Annotated in this window: 11 protein-coding genes and 1 pseudogene; 5 read left to right on the top strand and 7 right to left on the bottom strand. The window is 62.8% G+C overall.

Annotation, left to right across the window (positions count from 1 at the left end):
* Positions 1-231 precede the first annotated feature (231 nt).
* The 3 genes from CSZ94_RS22235 (at position 232) to CSZ94_RS22245 (ending at position 6,276) form a co-directional block, all read left to right on the top strand.
* A complete protein-coding gene (locus CSZ94_RS22235) occupies positions 232-2,640 on the top strand; it encodes a M1 family aminopeptidase (RefSeq protein WP_102123531.1) in 2,409 nt (802 codons plus the stop codon).
* Positions 2,641-2,756: 116 nt separating this feature from the next.
* Positions 2,757-4,616, top strand: a complete 1,860-nt coding sequence (locus CSZ94_RS22240) for a M1 family metallopeptidase (RefSeq protein WP_102123519.1) — start codon at positions 2,757-2,759, stop codon at positions 4,614-4,616.
* 22 nt (positions 4,617-4,638) lie between these two features.
* Positions 4,639-6,276, top strand: coding sequence for a serine hydrolase (locus tag CSZ94_RS22245; protein ID WP_102123532.1), 1,638 nt, complete (start codon positions 4,639-4,641; stop codon positions 6,274-6,276).
* Positions 6,277-6,329: 53 nt separating this feature from the next.
* On the opposite strand, the gene CSZ94_RS22250 is transcribed toward CSZ94_RS22245, so the two are convergent.
* Both CSZ94_RS22250 and CSZ94_RS22255 read right to left on the bottom strand, forming a co-directional pair.
* A complete protein-coding gene (locus CSZ94_RS22250; protein ID WP_102123533.1) occupies positions 6,330-7,160 on the bottom strand; it encodes a class I SAM-dependent methyltransferase in 831 nt (276 codons plus the stop codon).
* 85 nt (positions 7,161-7,245) lie between these two features.
* A complete protein-coding gene (locus CSZ94_RS22255) occupies positions 7,246-7,905 on the bottom strand; it encodes a pyridoxamine 5'-phosphate oxidase family protein (RefSeq protein ID WP_102123520.1) in 660 nt (219 codons plus the stop codon).
* A 104-nt stretch (positions 7,906-8,009) separates the two neighbouring features.
* Between CSZ94_RS22255 and pdxR the strand changes: the two genes are divergently transcribed.
* Positions 8,010-9,494 (top strand): MocR-like pyridoxine biosynthesis transcription factor PdxR, encoded by a 1,485-nt coding sequence (gene pdxR / locus CSZ94_RS22260; RefSeq protein ID WP_102123521.1) that lies wholly within the window; start codon positions 8,010-8,012, stop codon positions 9,492-9,494.
* Between the two features lie 9 nt (positions 9,495-9,503).
* On the opposite strand, the gene CSZ94_RS22265 is transcribed toward pdxR, so the two are convergent.
* Together CSZ94_RS22265 and CSZ94_RS22270 are read right to left on the bottom strand one after the other, a co-directional pair.
* On the bottom strand, positions 9,504-10,283 hold the full coding sequence (locus CSZ94_RS22265; protein ID WP_102123522.1) for a spermidine synthase: 780 nt from the start codon (positions 10,281-10,283) through the stop codon (positions 9,504-9,506).
* Positions 10,284-10,341: 58 nt separating this feature from the next.
* On the bottom strand, positions 10,342-10,863 hold the full coding sequence (locus CSZ94_RS22270; protein ID WP_102123523.1) for an FxDxF family PEP-CTERM protein: 522 nt from the start codon (positions 10,861-10,863) through the stop codon (positions 10,342-10,344).
* Positions 10,864-11,126: 263 nt separating this feature from the next.
* Here CSZ94_RS22270 and CSZ94_RS22275 point away from each other — a divergent pair.
* A pseudogene (locus CSZ94_RS22275) lies at positions 11,127-12,475 on the top strand (IS4 family transposase).
* A 119-nt stretch (positions 12,476-12,594) separates the two neighbouring features.
* Here the strand turns inward: CSZ94_RS22275 and CSZ94_RS22280 are convergent.
* The 3 genes from CSZ94_RS22280 to CSZ94_RS22290 are packed head-to-tail and all read right to left on the bottom strand — an operon-like array spanning position 12,595 to position 16,545.
* Complete coding sequence (locus tag CSZ94_RS22280; protein WP_258001142.1) at positions 12,595-13,911, bottom strand: sensor histidine kinase; 1,317 nt, start codon at positions 13,909-13,911, stop codon at positions 12,595-12,597.
* A 14-nt stretch (positions 13,912-13,925) separates the two neighbouring features.
* A complete protein-coding gene (locus CSZ94_RS22285; protein WP_102123525.1) occupies positions 13,926-15,278 on the bottom strand; it encodes a sigma-54-dependent transcriptional regulator in 1,353 nt (450 codons plus the stop codon).
* 28 nt (positions 15,279-15,306) lie between these two features.
* Positions 15,307-16,545: an ABC transporter permease gene (locus CSZ94_RS22290; RefSeq protein ID WP_102123526.1), complete on the bottom strand. Its 1,239-nt coding sequence runs from the start codon at positions 16,543-16,545 to the stop codon at positions 15,307-15,309.
* Between the last annotated feature and the right edge of the window lie 28 nt (positions 16,546-16,573).

Here is a 16,573-nt window from a genome sequence, read left to right on the forward strand (position 1 = left end):
AGAGATCGGTTCGTTTGCCATTTACGCGTCCAAATACCGAGAGTAAACGCCTTTCTCAACGTGTTTACAAGCAATATTTCACCCTATCGTCACTCCGAGCACCTACCCTTCATGCAATCGCCCTGGGGGCGCGACGCGGCCTGGTGTGTGGGACTTCCACAACAATGAGCGATTTGCAAACAGACTCGACTTAGAATGCAATCTGTCCACGACTCCCAGATGGAATGCGCCATGCCGGTCCTCGTTCGCTTGCTTGCCTTGTGCCTGACCTTGTTTGCTCCTTTGCCCGGCCTGTGCGCCGCCGCGCCCTTCGATGACAAGTTCCGCCAACTCGAAGAATTGCTGCCCACGCCCAACGCCTACCGCACGGCATCCGGCGCGCCGGGTCACGCCTATTGGCAGCAGCGCGCCGACTACGTGATCCGCGCCACCTTGGATGAAGCGCGCCGCGCCATCACGGCCAGCGAACAGATCACCTATCACAACCACTCGCCCGACAGCCTCGCGTATCTGTGGCTGCAGCTGGACCAGAATGGCTTGCGCCAGGATGCCGACCAGCGCCGCGTATTGAGTGCGCCCTCGCGTCAGGCCTGGCTGAGCGGTAGCGAAGACGAAGCGCTGAAGTTCGAGGACTTGCGCGCCATCCAAGCTGGCCGCGAATTTGACGGCGGCTTCAAGCTCACCGCAGTGAAAGCGGCCAGCGGCAAGCCGCTGCCGTATGTAGTCAACCAGACCATGCTGCGCATCGATTTGCCGGTGGCGCTGGCACCTGGGCAGAGCATCACGTTCAGTATCGACTGGTCGTATCAAATCAATGACCAGAAGGTGCTGGTCGAGCGCTCCGGCTATGAATATTTTGAAGACGACAAGAACACGATTTTCCAGATTGCGCAGTGGTTCCCGCGCATGGCTGCGTATTACGATGCCGTCGGCTGGCAGCACAAGCAGTTCCTCGGCTCCGGCGAATTCACGCTGGAGTTCGGCGACTACGAGCTGTACTTGACGGTGCCGGGCGACCACGTGGTGGCCGCCACGGGGGAACTGCAAAATCCTGCCAGTGTGCTCAGTTCGGCGCAGCGAGAACGCCTGGCGCGGGCGAAAAACAGCAATACGCCGCTGCTGGTGATCACGCCCGCGGAAGCGCTGGCGGCGGAAAAGGGCCGGGCGGCAGGGATGAAAACCTGGCACTTCAAGGCCGCCAATGTGCGTGACGTGGCGTGGGCATCGAGCCGCAAGTTCATCTGGGATGCGCAGGGTTTGAGTAGCGGCGGCAAGCGCGTGATGGCCATGTCGTATTATCCGAACGAGGGCAATCCGCTGTGGCAGCAGTACAGCACGCGCGCCGTCGTGCATGCGATCGAGCAGTACAACAAGTACAGTTTTGACTATCCATATCCGAATGCGATTTCCGTCAATGGCGCCGTGGGCGGCATGGAGTATCCGATGATTGCATTCAATGGCGGGCGCCCCGTCAAGGACAAGAGAACGGGCGATCTGACGTATTCGAAGACGAAAAAGTATGACCTGATCAGCGTGATCATCCATGAAGTGGGCCACAATTATTTCCCCATGATCGTCAACTCGGACGAGCGCCAGTGGACGTGGATGGACGAGGGCCTCAATTCCTTCCTGCAGTACCTGGCCGAGCAGGCGTGGGAAGAGAATTTCCCATCCTGGAATGGCGAGCCGCGCAAGATCGTCGACTACATGCGCAGCCAGAACCAGGTGCCCATCATGACCAATTCCGAGTCTTTGCTGCAGTTTACGGCGAACGCCTACGACAAGCCAGCCACGGCCCTCAACATCCTGCGCGAGACGATACTCGGGCGCGAACTGTTCGACTTCGCCTTCAAGCAGTATGCCTTGCGCTGGAAGTTCAAGCGGCCCACGCCGGCCGATTTTTTCCGCACCATGGAAGACGCGTCGGGCACGGACCTGGACTGGTTCTGGCGCGGCTGGTTTTATACCACCGATGCAGTCGACATCAGCATCGACGGCATCAGCGAATATGGCGTGAGCACGAAGAATCCGGACGTCGAGAAAGCGTGGAAGAAGGCGCAGAAGGCCGCGCAGCCCATTTCGATCTCGGAGCAGCGCAACCAGGCGCTGCCAAAGAAGGTGGACCGGGACCCCGCGCTGAAGGATTTCTATAATCGGTACGATGAATTCACGGTCACCAACAAGGACCGCAACAGCTATGCGGAGGAGCAGGAAGCGCTGGAGCCGTGGGAGCGGAAACTGCTTGAGCAGCACAACCTGGGCAAGCATCTGTACCTGGTCGACTTTTCAAATCTCGGCGGCCTGGTGATGCCGCTGATCCTGGAAATCGAACTGAAAAGCGGCAAGAAGATCATCGAACGCGTGCCGGCTGAAGTGTGGCGCTACTCGCCGCACAAGATCAGCAAGGTGATCGTCACCGACGAGCCGATGGTGGCCCTGGTGCAGGACCCGTACTGGGAGACGGCCGATATCGACACCAGCAACAACGCCTGGCCGAGAAAAATCACGCCATCGCGCCTGGAACTGTTCAAACTCGACCGCGACAAGCATAATCTGATGAAGGATTTTAATGTCCCGTTGAAGGCGCCCGAGGCCAAGGTCGAGACCAAGCCCGAAGCCCGGCCAGAGAAGAAACAGTGAAACAGCGCCGGCCTGTCCGGCGCTATTTTTCTGCCGGCCTGCGCCGGAAGTGCTATTCTGCGCGACGCCCCGGCGTACACGGACCGGGGCTTTCGCAAATCATTCAAAAGACGACCATGCAAACTTTGACCTTCCTGCGCGCGCTGTGCTGTGCGCTACTTTGCCAGGTGACCCTGGCCGCGCACGCCGACCCCCTCAGCTACGCGCGCTACGACCAGGTGCGCACGCGCGACCTGCAGCTGGACCTGAAAGCCGATTTCAAGCAAAAGACGCTTTCCGGCTATGCCGAGCTGTCCTTGAACTGGATCGATCCGGCTGCGCGCACCCTGGTGCTCGATACGCGCAATTTGTCGATCGCCAAAGTGCAGGTGCAAGACAAGCGCGGCGCCTGGCAGATGGCGCCGTACCAGCTGGACAAGGCCGACCCGGAAAAGGGCCAAGCCTTGCGCATCACCACCACGGGCCAGCCGGGCAAAGTGCGCGTCTACTATCATACGGCCCCCAACGCCATCGCGCTGCAGTGGCTCACGCCACAGCAAACCATGTCGGGCAAGCTGCCTTTCATGTTCAGCCAGTCGCAAAGCATCAACGCCCGCTCGTGGGTACCGTCGCAGGATACACCGGCCGTGCGTTTCACCTACAGCGCACGCATCGAGGCGCCGAGCGGCATGCGCGTCGTGATGAGCGCCGAGAATGACGAAAAGGCGACGGGCAAGGGCGGCTGGAAATTCAGGATGCCGCAGCCGATTCCATCGTACTTGCTGGCCATTGCCATCGGCGAACTGGAAGTGCGCAAGCTCGGTCCCCGTTCCGCCGTGTATGCCGAACCGCCGCGCATCAAGGCCGCCGAATACGAGCTGGCCGACACGGAAAAGATGATACAGGCAGCCGAGGCGCTGTATGGGCCGTATGCATGGGGACGCTACGACATGATCGTGCTGCCGCCATCGTTCCCCTACGGTGGCATGGAAAACCCGCGCCTGACCTTCCTCACGCCGACCATGATCGCGGGTGACCGCAGCCTGGTCGACCTGATCGCGCATGAACTGGCGCACTCGTGGTCGGGCAACCTGGTTACCAATGCCTCGTGGAAGCACATGTGGCTCAACGAAGGCTTCACCACCTACGTCACCACGCGCATCGTCGAGCAGCTGTATGGCAGCGAAGTGGCGCAGATGGGCGTGCAAGTCGACCAGGAAGAACTGGCTGCCTCGATCAAGGCATTGCCGGCCGCGAAAACGGCCCTGATCACGCGCGACGCGGATGCCAATCCCGCTGAAACGTACACGGACGACGGCATCATCTACCCGAAAGGCGCCTGGTTCCTGGCCACCATGGAGCGCCGTGCCGGCCGCGCCGTGTTCGACCCCTTCCTGCGCGGCTGGTTCGACCAGCATGCGTTTCAGAGCGTGACGACGCAGCAGTTCATCGCCTATCTGCGCAAGAATTTGCTGGCGCAGCATCCGGACGTGATGCCGGAAGCGGAACTCGATGAATGGCTGTATGGCACGGGCGTGCCGGCCAGCGCGCAGCGCGTCGTCTCGCCGCGCCTGGCGCTGCTGGACCAGCACCGCGACGCCTGGCTCAAGGGTGAGCTGGCGACGAAAGAGCTGGGCATGGATCATTGGATCGCCATCGAATCGATGCACTTCTTGAACGACATCAACAACAAGGCCAGCGCGGCGCAATTGCGCGAACTTGACCAGGTCTACGGTGTGGGCAAGAGCGGCAACAATGAAGTGGCCTACCGCTTCTATCTGGCATCCGTGAACGCCGGCTACGACGTGCGGCAACCCTTGCAGGCCTTCCTCATGAGCGTGGGTCGCCAGAAGTTCGTCGTGCCCCTGTATGGCGCGCTGATGAAGACGCCGCAAGGCCATGTCTGGGCCAAGGACGTGTATACGCAGGCGCGCGCACGCTACCATCCCGTGACGCAGGATAGCGTCGACAAATTGATGGCCGCGCAAGCGCATTGAACCTTCTTTGGACATCCTGACCATGCATACCATGAACCGTCTCGCCACCGCCATCGTGCTGGCGTTTTCAAGCATCACCTTGCCGGCGCTGGCAGCCGATGCCATCCCCGTCGTTGCTGCTGCTTTGGTCCCCGCGCCTGCCTTTGATCTTGACAGTGACGTCGCCACCGCCCTGAAGGTTTTCGACGTACCGGGCATGGCGATCGCCATCGTCAAGGATGGCAAAGTCATCACCGCCAAGGGATTTGGCGTACGCAAGCTGGGCGAACCGGCATCCGTCGACGCCAAGACGCTGTTCGAAGTGGCATCGAACTCGAAGGGCTTCACGGCAGCCGCGCTGGCCATGCTGGTTGACGAGGGCAAGCTGGCCTGGGACGATCCCGTTACGAAGCACTTGCCAGGCTTCCAGATGCACGATTCCTACGTGACGGGCGCCATGACTATCCGCGATTTGCTGACGCACCGCAGTGGCCTGGGCCTGGGCGCCGGCGACTTGCTGTGGTGGCCCACCACCACGTTCAGCACCGACGAGATTATCGAGAAGCTGCGCTATATCCGACCAGCCACGAGTTTTCGCAACAGCTATGCCTACGATAACCTGCTGTACATCGTCGCCGGCAAGATCATCGCCGACAAGGCGGGAAAGAGCTGGGGCGAGGCCATGCACGAACGCATCCTGGCGCCGCTGGGCATGACGGGCAGCACCACCAGCCTGGCCGAGAACGTTGGTAATCCCGACGTCGCCAATGCGCACAGCAAGATCGACGGCAAGATCGCCGCCGTCAAATCCATGCCCGTGCCGAACGCCGTGGGCGCCGTCGGCATCAACACGAATGCGGAAGATATCGCCAAGTGGATGATGGTGCTGCTCGACGAAGGCAAGATCGCCGGTGTGACGGACAAGGATGGCAAGCCAGCGCGCCTGTTCAGCGAAAAGCAGGGCCGCGAGATGTGGTCAGCGCAAACGCCGATCAAGATTGCCGAGCCGAAGCCAAAGCTGGCCGCGACCAAGCCGAACTTCAGCGCGTATGGTCTGGGCTTCCAGCTGCGCGATTACAAGGGCATGAAAGTGGCCATGCACGGCGGGGCGTTGCAGGGCTTTTATTCGCGCGTGGTGATGGTGCCGGAAGCGAAACTGGGTGTGGCCATTCTCACCAATGCGGAAAATGGTGGTTCGATGACGGCGCTGCAATGGCGTATCCTCGACCATTATTTGCAGGCGGCGCCGTCGGACTGGCTGGCACTGGTGGCCAAGGTGGAACAGGACCAGCATGCCGAGGAAGTGAAAAAGCAGGGCAAGGCATCGAGCGCGCGCGCGGCCAAGTCGCAGCCATCGTTGCCGCTGGCTGCGTATGACGGCGAGTATGAAGACGCCTGGTATGGCAAGGTCGTGATCAAGCCGGAGGGGAAAAAACACATCCTCAGCTTCACGCGCACGCCGGACCTGACGGGCGAGCTGGAACACTGGCAGCACGACACCTTTATCGTGCGCTGGAAAGAGCGCAATTTCAACGCCGATGCTTACGTGACGTTTTCGCTCAATCCCGATGGCAGTATCGACCGGGTGAAGATGGCGCCCGTGTCGGCCGAGACGGATTTCAGCTACGACTTCCAGGACCTGAGCCTGGTGCCGGTGAAAGCGAAAGAAGGCAAGAAGTAAAGCAGGACGTAAAGCAGGAAGCAGAAGGCCACCGCAAGGTGGCCTTTTTCACATTATGGCTTGACGAACTTCAGGGTCATGCGGTCGCTCTCGCCGATGGCCGTGTACTTGGCCCGTTCCACATCCTTGTTGGCATAGGTGGGCGGCAGCGTCCAGACCCCGCCCTGGTGGTCTGCCGTGTCCTTGGGATTGGCGTTGATCTCGGACTTGGCCGCCAGTTTGAACCCTGCGCCTTCGGCCAGCTTGATCACATACGCTTCGTGCATGTAGCCGCTGCTGGCCGTGGCATCCTGTGCCTTGCTGGCAGGCAGGCGATGCTCGACGACGCCGAACACGCCGCCCGGTTTCAAGCTGTCATATACTTCCTTGAACAGCGTTTTCATGCCTTCGTCGCCGATGGGTATCCAGTTGTGGATATTGCGGAAGGTGAGCACCATGTCGGCCGTGCCTTTGGGCGCGATGCGGTAGGTGGTGGGCGGGGCGAAGGCACCGATGCCCACCTTGCCGAAAGCGGCCGGATTGGCGTCGAGTTTTTGCTGGAAGCGCGCTGCGCCGCGGCGCGCGCCTTCGCTGGTCGATTGCGGATCGTTGCCGGCGGCGATCAGCTTGCCGTGCTCGCGCAGGTAGGGCGCCAGGATCTCCGTGTACCAGCCGTCGCCAGGCGCCAGTTCCACCACCGTCATGGTCGGCTTGATGCCGAAGAAGGCCAGCGTTTCATACGGGTGGCGCGCGCTGTCGCGTGCCACGTTGGCCGGCGTGCGCGCGCTACCGGCAATGGCCGCCTTCAGGGCTGCGTCGCCCATATCGGCGGCCAGTGCCGCGCCGCTACCGCCACAGGCCAGCATGACCGTCAGGGCCGCAGCCAGGGATAGTCGCTTCATCATCATATGCTCCATGCGTGATTGGATCGGTTGTTCAATTGGTGGCGATCGCCATCAACGCCGATCATCGGGCAAGCACGCTGGCCGGTCAAGTGGATTCCGTAGCCCAGGCGGCGGCATACGCGGGTATTGCGCTGGTGTTGAGCGCATCGGCGACGGCCGCGCCACGGCCGTGCGTAAACGGTAGTTCGCCCGTCCAGACGGCATGCGCCATGTCGGCCGCATCGTCGAGCGGGCCACCCTTGCGCTGCTTGACGGCGCATTCGTCGAGCGCGATGCGCAGCACGGTGGTGGCAGCATATTCCTTGGCGCTGCCGCCGCGCACGTGTGCCAGGCGTCCCGGTGCCAGCTTTTCCAGCAGCGCATCCATGGCCGCATGCTGCTGGCCAATGTCAGCCACTTTTTCAAATCGCCCGTACACCATCGCCGAGCGGTAGTTCATGGTGTGATTGAAGGCCGAGCGCGCCAGTACCAGGCCGTCGAGATGGGTGATGGTCACGCAGACGTCGGTGTCGTTGACGAGTTGCTTGAGCATGCGGCTGCCGTTCGAGCCATGGATGTACAAGTGGCCATCGATGCGCCAGCAGGCGGTCGGAATGCAATGGCTGCCCTTGTCGTCGCGGAAGGCGATATGGCACAGATAGGCGGCGTCGAGGACGGCGTACAGCGTGGTTTGCTCGTAGCTGGCCAGTTCGGCGACGCGGCGCACGCGGGTACGGGGGCTGGGGGGCAGGGCGATAGCGGTCATGGCGGAAGTCCGGTTGGTTGAAGAAGCAGGCCGCACTATAATCGGCATCTGGCCCTGAAAAAAGATCCAGAACTGACAAATAATGTAGAGCCACAAGGAGGCGCATGGATTTCGCTTTGCTACTCAATGCATTCGAGCGCACGCATCGCGAGCGGGGCTGGCCACGCCAGCGCCTGCTGCATGAATGCCTGCGCGCGGCGATCCGCAGCGGGCATCTGGCGCCTGGCATCCGGCTGGCCTCTACGCGCGTGCTGGCGGCCGAACTGGGGCTGGCGCGCAATACCGTGCTGTACGCCTATGAGCAATTGGCCAGCGAAGGCTTTGTTTTGCCGGACCGGCGCGGCACCGTCGTCGCTGGCAGCGCCAGCATGCCGGAAGCTGTGCCGGCAAGCGGCAACAAGGACGGCCTGTCGCGCCGTGCCCGGCATTTGCGCGGTGTGGCGGGACAGGATGTGAATGCGGCGCTGGTGTTCCCCGCCGACGCCATGGGCGCGTTCGCGCCTGGCGTGCCGGCGCTGGACGAATTCCCGCTGGCGCAATGGCGGCGCATGCTGGAGCGCGCGTGGCGCGCGCTGACGCCGCGCCAGCTCAATTACGGCGATCCTGCCGGCGAGCCGCAGCTGCGCATGGCCATCGCCGAGCATTTGCGCGCCGCGCGTGGCGTCGTGTGCGATGCGGGCCAGGTGTTCATCACGGACGGCACGCAGAGCAGCCTGGAGGTATGCCTGCGCGCCTTTGCGGACCAGGGCGACACATTATGGATCGAGCATCCCGGCTATGGTGGCGCGCTGGCGGCGGGCCGTGGCGCCGGCCTGCAGGTGACGGGCATAGCGGTGGACATGGATGGCATCGCACCGACGGAGGAGGACTGGAACGCGGCACCGCCGCGCGTGATCTACACCACGCCGTCGCACCAGTATCCGACCGGCAGCGTGCTCAGTCCCGCGCGCCGCATGGCGCTGCTCGAACGCACGCGCGCCGCCGGCGCCTTGATCATCGAAGACGATTACGACAGCGAATTTCGCCATGGCGGCCCGCCCCTGGCGGCCATGCAGGGACTGGTCGCCGACGCGCCTGTCGTGTACCTGGGCACCTTCAGCAAGACCATGTTCCCCGCCTTGCGCCTGGCCTTTATCGTCGTGCCGGCCGCGCTTGCCGCTGCCTTTGCGCAGATGCAGGCGCAGGGCGCCGTGCGGGGCCGGGTGGCGGAACAGCTGGCGCTGGCCGAGTTCCTGCGCAGCGGCTTGTTTGCGCGCCATGTGCGGCGCATGCGCCGCCTGTATCGCCAGCGGCGCGACGCCTTGAGCGAGGCATTGCAGCGCCATGCGTGTGCGGGCGCGGCCATCCATGGCGGCACGGCCGGCATGCACCTGGCGCTGCGTTTTCACGATAGCGCATGGGATGACCTGGCGCTGAGCCGCCACGCCGCGCAGGATGGCATCGTGGCGCTGGCGCTGTCCGCGCATGGCACGGGCGACAAGGTGGGCGAAGGCGCAGGCTGGAGCGGTTTCCTGCTCGGTTATGCGCAGGTGCCGGCCGAGAACATGGATGGCCTGGCGCGCCGCCTGGGCGCGCTGCTGCCGGAGTGATGCAGCTACCTACTGCTGGTCTTGCATCCACTGCTTCAAGCCGTTGACCCAGTCCTTGGCGGGCAGGTTGAATTGCTTCTTGATGGTGGCGGCGCGTTCGTACAAGTCGCTGAAGTCGAGCGACGGGGATTTTTTGAAGGCCAGCACGACGATGTTTTCATCTTCCATTTCCGGCACCCAGACGACGGCGTCGAAGACCAGTTCCATCGCCTGCAAATTCTTGTCGTAGTTGGGGAAGTCGCCGAAGACATTCGTGCACATGATGCCGTCGTCTGCCAGGCAGTCGAAGCAAGCCTGGTAGAACTCGGGCGTGTCGAGCACGGGGCCGCGCGCATCCTCGTCGTACAGGTCCACTTGCAGCGCGTCGACCGTGCCGTGGTTGGCCGGATCGAGCACGAAGTCGAGTGCATTCATTTCACGCACGTCGAGACGCGCGTCGTTCGACGGCAGCGCGAACTGGGCACCGCAGATGGCGATCACGTTCGGATTGAGTTCGATGGCCGTGACCGTGGCGTCGGGGAAGCGGCGGTAGCTGAATTTGGTCAGCGCGGCGCTGCCCAGGCCCAGTTGCACGATGCGTTTGGGCTGCGTCTTGAACAGCATCCACATCATCATCATCTGCACGTATTCGAGCTCGATGGCGTCGGGTTTGTCCAGGCGCATAGCGCCCTGCACCCATTTGGTGCCCAGGTGCAGATAGCGGATGCCGCGGTGTTCTGTGGTGGTGGCCGGCGGATGGCCCGGGTGGCTGAAAGCGGTATGGCTGGTGGAGATAAAATCGGTCGTCATGGTGCCAGTGTAGCAGCCACATTAAAAAAGACGCCGCAGCGTCTTTTGGGAGGGGAGCTCAAGATTGCTTGCGGCGTCGTGCCAGGAAGCCCAATATCCCCAGGCCGGCCAGCAGCATGGCATAGGTTTCCGGTTCGGGAACCGGGGCCAGAGTCAGGTTGAAGTCGCCGGTATAACTGCCACCTTTGGAGTTGCCGATGACCGTGAGAACCAGGGGGGCGCCGATCAAGATCTCGGTCGGGGCAAGGAGCGCGCCATGGAAGGCGCCGAAAAGCGTGCTGGTGCTGATATCTGTCAGGGCAATGCTGTTCAGCGTGACGGAGCTGAATGTGACCGCCGTATTGTCAGCGCCGGAATAGGACATGTTCGCAAGAAAGGTTTGCACGAACGAACCGGCAGTTGCTGATGGACTGAACGTGAATGTATCGGAAAAGTCGCCTATGACGGGAGTGGCGCCGTAACTTGCCGTCCACACATTGGTGCCTGTATTGTTAAGGTCTATTGTGTACGCCGCCGCACAGGCGCTGCCGATGGATGCCGCGCCCAGGACCGCTGCTGCGATGAGTGATTTCAGTTTCATATTTATCCCCGCGAGAAAACGATTGATGTTTCAAAAAAACCGTGCCGCTCAGATAAATTATCGCCAAGACATTTCATTGTCAATGAGCTATTTTTATATCATTATGCAAACTTAAATAGCTTATTTCTAACATACGGGCATAAGGCCATATCGTTATACACAAGTCGGCAGGCGTCCCACGCGCCGCCCTGAAAGTCGTTAACTTTCAAGGACTTACCTGAGGGGCTTGTAAACTTTGCCGAGATCGCGTTTACTCTTTGACTTTGGGTGACGCATTGGTCAAGGTATCGAGCCGCTGGACGGAGCAAGAGTTTGCTGGACTGGACTTGGGCGATGCTCGCCTCGACAAACGAGCGAGAACACTGATGGAACGATTTACGGCAAAGCCGACGGCGAGCATTCCCGAAGCCTGCGACAGTTGGAGCGAAACCTGCGCGGCCTACCGCTTTCTCGGCAACGAGGATGTGTCTTGGGAGGCCATCCTGGCCCCGCATTGGGAGCGCACCCGCGAGCGCATGCATGCCCATGCTGTCGTGCTGTGCATCCAGGACACGACCGAACTCGATTTCAACGGCCAGGAAGCGCAGGGGCTGGGGCCGCTGAACTATGAGGCATGGCGCGGCATGTACCTGCATCCGACCTACGCCGTCACGCCGGCGCGCGAACCGCTCGGCGTGCTCGATGCCTGGATGTGGGCGCGCGCGAAGCGTGGCAAGGACGGCGTGCGTCCCGGGCAGAAAGAAAGCGCGCGCTGGATTGAGGGTTACGAACGCGTGGCCGAGATGGCCGCGACGTTGCCTGGTACACGGCTGGTGTACGTGGCCGACCGCGAGGCCGACGTGGTGGCGTTGATGCGCCGTGCGCGCGACTTGGACACGCCGGCCGACTGGCTGGTGCGCGCCACGCACAACCGCAGTGTGGACGACGGCGAAAAGCTGTGGGAGCACACTTGCAGCGGCGCGGCACTGGGAGAAATCAGCTTCACCATGCCGGCCGGCGAAGATCAGAAGGCGCGTACTGTGCGCCAACAACTGTGGGCCCGGCAGGTCGAGATTGCCGACGGCAAAGGCGGGCGCCTGGGCGTGACCTGCGTGGTGGCGCGCGAAGTGGGCGCGCCGGCCGGTAGCGAGCCGGTCGAATGGCGCCTGCTGACCAATCGGCCCATCGAGACGGTCGAGCAAGCCGTCGAATTGATCGAATGGTACCGGGCGCGCTGGGAGATCGAGATTTATTTCCATGTGATCAAAAATGGTTGCAAGGTCGAAGCGCTGCAGCTATCGGCCATCGACCGCATCGAGCGGGCGCTGGCCTTGTTCATGGTGGTCGCCTGGCGCGTCACCTATCTGATGCGGATGGGCAGGACCTGCCCCGATCTCGATGCCGCGCTGTTCTTCGATCCCGACGAGATTCGTGGCGCCCATTTGCTGACCAAGAAGAAGATGCCAGCCTCGCCGCCCACCTTGAACGAGATCGTCCGCCTGATCGCCCAAGTCGGCGGCTTCCTCGGCCGGAAAAGCGACGGAGAACCTGGCGTCAAAACCATCTGGGCGGATTGAGTCAAGTTCACGCCGCAGCCGAAACATTACGCGCACTGCGCGATGGGCTTGGCTGACTTATGTATAACGATATGGCATAAGGCACAAAAAGTTGCAATATTTAAAACTATAATTATTAATATTTTACTGAAAAATAATCTCGCAGTATGTGATCTAAAAATAGTTGCACAAGAAGCTAATTTCTATCCAGCAAGGGGAGTATCAATGTCACCGCCAGTCCACCGCCTTCGCGGTTGGCCAGGGTGATGCGCCCGCCATGTGCTTCGGCGATTTCGCGCGCCAGTGCCAGGCCCAGTCCCGTGCCGCTGCGCTTGGTGGAATAAAACGGCACCAGCGCGTTTTCCAGCACGGCGCCGTTCATGCCCGGCCCACGGTCGCGCACTTCGATGCGTAACTGCCCATGCGCCTGGCTGACGTGCAAGCCGATATGCTCTTCCCGCGAGCCCGATTCCAGCGCATTCTTGAGCAGGTTGAGCAGGGCTTGCTGCATTTGCGCCGCATCGAACACGGCCGCCTGCGCAGGCGGCCTGCCGTCGAGCGTGAAGGCCGCTTGCGAGGCCAGGCTGTCGAGAAAGGGCGGCCATTCGCATGGCGCCAATCGCGGTGCGGGCAGCTTGGCAAAGCGCGCATAGCCGAGGATGAAGGTTTCCAGGTGGCGCGTGCGCTCCTCGATGGTGGCGAGGATTTGCGGCAGGCGTTCGGTCTGGCCGCGGCGTACCAGCTCGGCGCCGGAATGGGCCAGCGAGGCCAGTGGCGCCAGCGAGTTGTTGAGCTCATGGCTGATGACGCGGATCACCTTTTTCCAGGTTTGCACTTCCTGGCGCCGCAGTTCCAGCGTCAGCTGGCGCAGCAGCAGTAGTTCATGCTTGCGCCCGTTCAGGCTGAAGCTGCGCCGCGCCAGGTGATACACCTCTTCCTGCTCCCCTTCGCCGCTGGTAAACAAGCCGTCGTTGCTGCGCGCCAGCGCCTCGGCCAAGGCCGGCGCCGCTTCGCGCACGATGTCTGCCAGGTGGCGTCCTTCGAGCCGGCTGCCGTGGTGTAGCAGCTGGCGCGCGGCCAGGTTGGCGTAGACGATGGCGCTGCCTTCGGCCACCAGTAGCATGGCCACCGGCGTGTTTTGCACCATGGTGTCGAGCAGCAGTTCGCGCTGCACCAGATCCAGGCGCTGCTTGCGCAGCACGTCGCCCAGCGCATTGTGGGCCGCCACCAGGTCGGCCAGCTCATCGTTCTGCGGCCAGCGCAAGCTGAAGCCGAAGTCGCCGTCCTGGTAGCTGGCGACCGTGCCGCTCAAGGCGCGAAACAGCGACAGCATCGCTTGCAGCTGCGCGCGGATGGTAATGATGGCCACCGGCAGCACGCATAGCAGGGTACCGACCAGCACCAGCAGCGGTTGGCCAGGCAGGACATGCATCAGCAGCAGGGCGATGACGATGCCCAGCACCAGCAAGGTGACGATCAGCGCCGTCCAGCGCGTGAGCAGGGAGAGGCGCATGGGGCGGTATGCCATCAGCCGCGCGCGATGCCCAGGCGTTCCATGCGCCGGTACAGCGCCTGGCGCGACAGCCCCAGTTCCTGCGCCGCCTGCGCCACCACGCCGTGCGCACGCGCCAGGGCGGCAACGACGCTGTCGCGGTCCGGTTCCGTCGCGGCGGCATCCTGCGGCGCGCGCGGCGATGCAACATCCGCCAGCGGCAAGCCCGTTTCCTGCGCACCGATCACCGGACCTGCCGTCAGCAGGCTGGCGCGCTGCATCACATTTTTCAGTTCGCGCACATTGCCCGGCCAGCCGTGCGCCAGCAGGGTGGCCTGTGCCTGGGCGTCGAGGATTTTTTCGCTGCCCAGGAAATGCTGTGCCAGCACCAGGATGTCCAGCGGGCGCTGGGCCAGCGGTGGCAGGCGCAGTTCGATCACATTCAGGCGGTAGAACAGGTCTTCGCGAAACGTGCCGGCCTTGATCATCGCCGGCAGGTTGGCGTTGCTGGCGCTGATGACGCGCACTGTCACTTGCCGTTCGCGGTTTGAGCCGAGGCGCTCGAAGCGTCCCGTTTCCAGTACGCGCAGCAGTTTCATTTGTCCGGCCAGCGGCAGGTTGCCGATTTCGTCGAGGAACAGCGTGCCGCCGTCGGCCGCGTCGAACTTGCCATCGCGCGCGCGCGTGATACCTGTGTAGGCACCCGCCTCGGCGCCGAACAGTTCCGCCTCGATCAGCTCCACCGGCACGGCGCCGCAATTGAGCACGACGAAGGGACCGTTGGCGACCTGGGAATTGGCTTGCACGATGGCGGCGATGCGTTCCTTGCCGCTGCCGTTCGGCCCCGAAATGAGCACGGGCACGTCAGCGCGCGCCACCTGGCACGCCAGGTGCACCACTCTTTCCGTGGCCGGGTCTTGCCACACCATGCCGCGCAAGTCGAAGTCGTGTTCGAGGGCGTGGCGCTGGCGCCGCTCGGCGACTACGCGCTGGCGCAGCGCGCGGTTGGCCTGTCCCAGTTCCAGCAGATTTTGCACGGAAGCGATCAGGCGCCGGTCGTCCCATGGCTTGGCCAGGTAGTCGGCCGCACCGGACTTGATCAGGTCGACGGCGGCGTCGAGCTGGGTCCATGCCGTCAGCAGGATCACGGGCAGGTCCGGGTAGCGCGCGCGGATGGCGTGGAACAGCGCGCAGCCTTCCTCGCCCGAGGTGGTGTCGGCCGTGAAGTTCATGTCCTGCACCACCAGGTCGATGGCGTGGCGTTCGAGCAGCTGCAGGCCTTCCTCGGGCGAGGCGGCGCGCACGGCGTCGATCTCGTGCAAGGAGAACAGCACGTCGAGCGCGATAGCCACGGCGGCATTGTCGTCAATAATCAGTACGGTAGGCATGCGCGCAGCATATCACTCAGGTGCCGGCTCAGGTACTGCGGGTGGCAGTGGCCGGCGAAATGCTGGCCGCGCGCCATGCCGGGCCGTACACCGCGCCCACGCCCAGCAGCCAGAACACCAGCGCACCGGCCAGCAGATAGCCGGGTGGCAGGCGCGCCATTTCCAGCTGGCTCACCAGCAGCTGATTCAAGCCCAGCGCCAGCAGCACGCCGCACGCCACGCCGACGCTGGTGATCATGAAATTCTCCGTCAGGAAATAGCGCAGGATGTCGATGCGGCGGGCACCGAGCGCACGCCGCACGCCGATCTGCTTCCTGCGCTGCGTCACCCACAGGCTGGCAATGCCGACGATGCCGCTGGCGGTCACCAGCAGCAGCAGGGTCGAGACGGTGATCAGCATCCACGACAGGCCACGGTCGGCCCGGTAGCGTGACGTGCGGTGCTTTTCCAGCGTATCGGTGCGCACCAGCAGGCGCTCGCTGGTGGAAGTGCGGATGGCTTGCTCGGCCTCCTTCATCAGGCGGTCGCGCTGGCCCGGCTCGGCGCGCACGGCGTACAGCAGCGAGTCGCGCGAACCCGTCAGGCGCGCCGGCAGGATCAGCGAATGCTCGCCCTGCGCGCTGACCTGGCCGACCTGTGTCTGCAACCGCTCCACCACGCCGATCACGCGCATCTCGTCGTCATTGTCGCCGGTGCCGTTGAGCAGGGTCTTGCCGACAAAGCTGCTTTCGCCAGGCCAGATCTTTTGCGCCGCGGCGAGCGTCACGATGACCACCTTGGGAAAGATTTCATCGACGTTTTCATCGATTTCCGGCACCTCGTCGGGATGGAAATCACGGCCTTCCACCAGCTTCAGTCCGTATGTCTTGACCAGCGAGTCAGGCGTGAAATACATCGACGTGGTGGCGCTGGCCGTGGGCTGTCCACGCTTGATGGAGACATTGGTGCTGCTGCCGGAACGCGACAGCACGGCCTGCGAGGTCTGCGCTACGGAGAGCACGCCGGGCAGGCCGCGCAGCAAGGCGGCCTGACGTTTCTGGTCGGCCAGCTGGCGCTGGTGGCTACCTTTGTCCATGCTCTGGATATTGACATAAAAGATGTCGTTTTCGGCGGCTACGCCGGTGGGACGGGCGGCGATCGCCTGGCGCAGGTTAACGATATGCAGGGCATTGGCCAGGATGGCCAGGCTGATCGCGATCTGCACGGCGACGAGTACGGCGCCGGTTTTGCTGCGCATCAGTGCCGACAGGATGGGGCGGATTTCCATGTTGAACCTCATTGCGGTACGGTGAATG

The organism is Janthinobacterium sp. ROICE36 (assembly GCF_002869965.1).
In the GTDB taxonomy this organism is placed as follows: domain Bacteria; phylum Pseudomonadota; class Gammaproteobacteria; order Burkholderiales; family Burkholderiaceae_D; genus Janthinobacterium.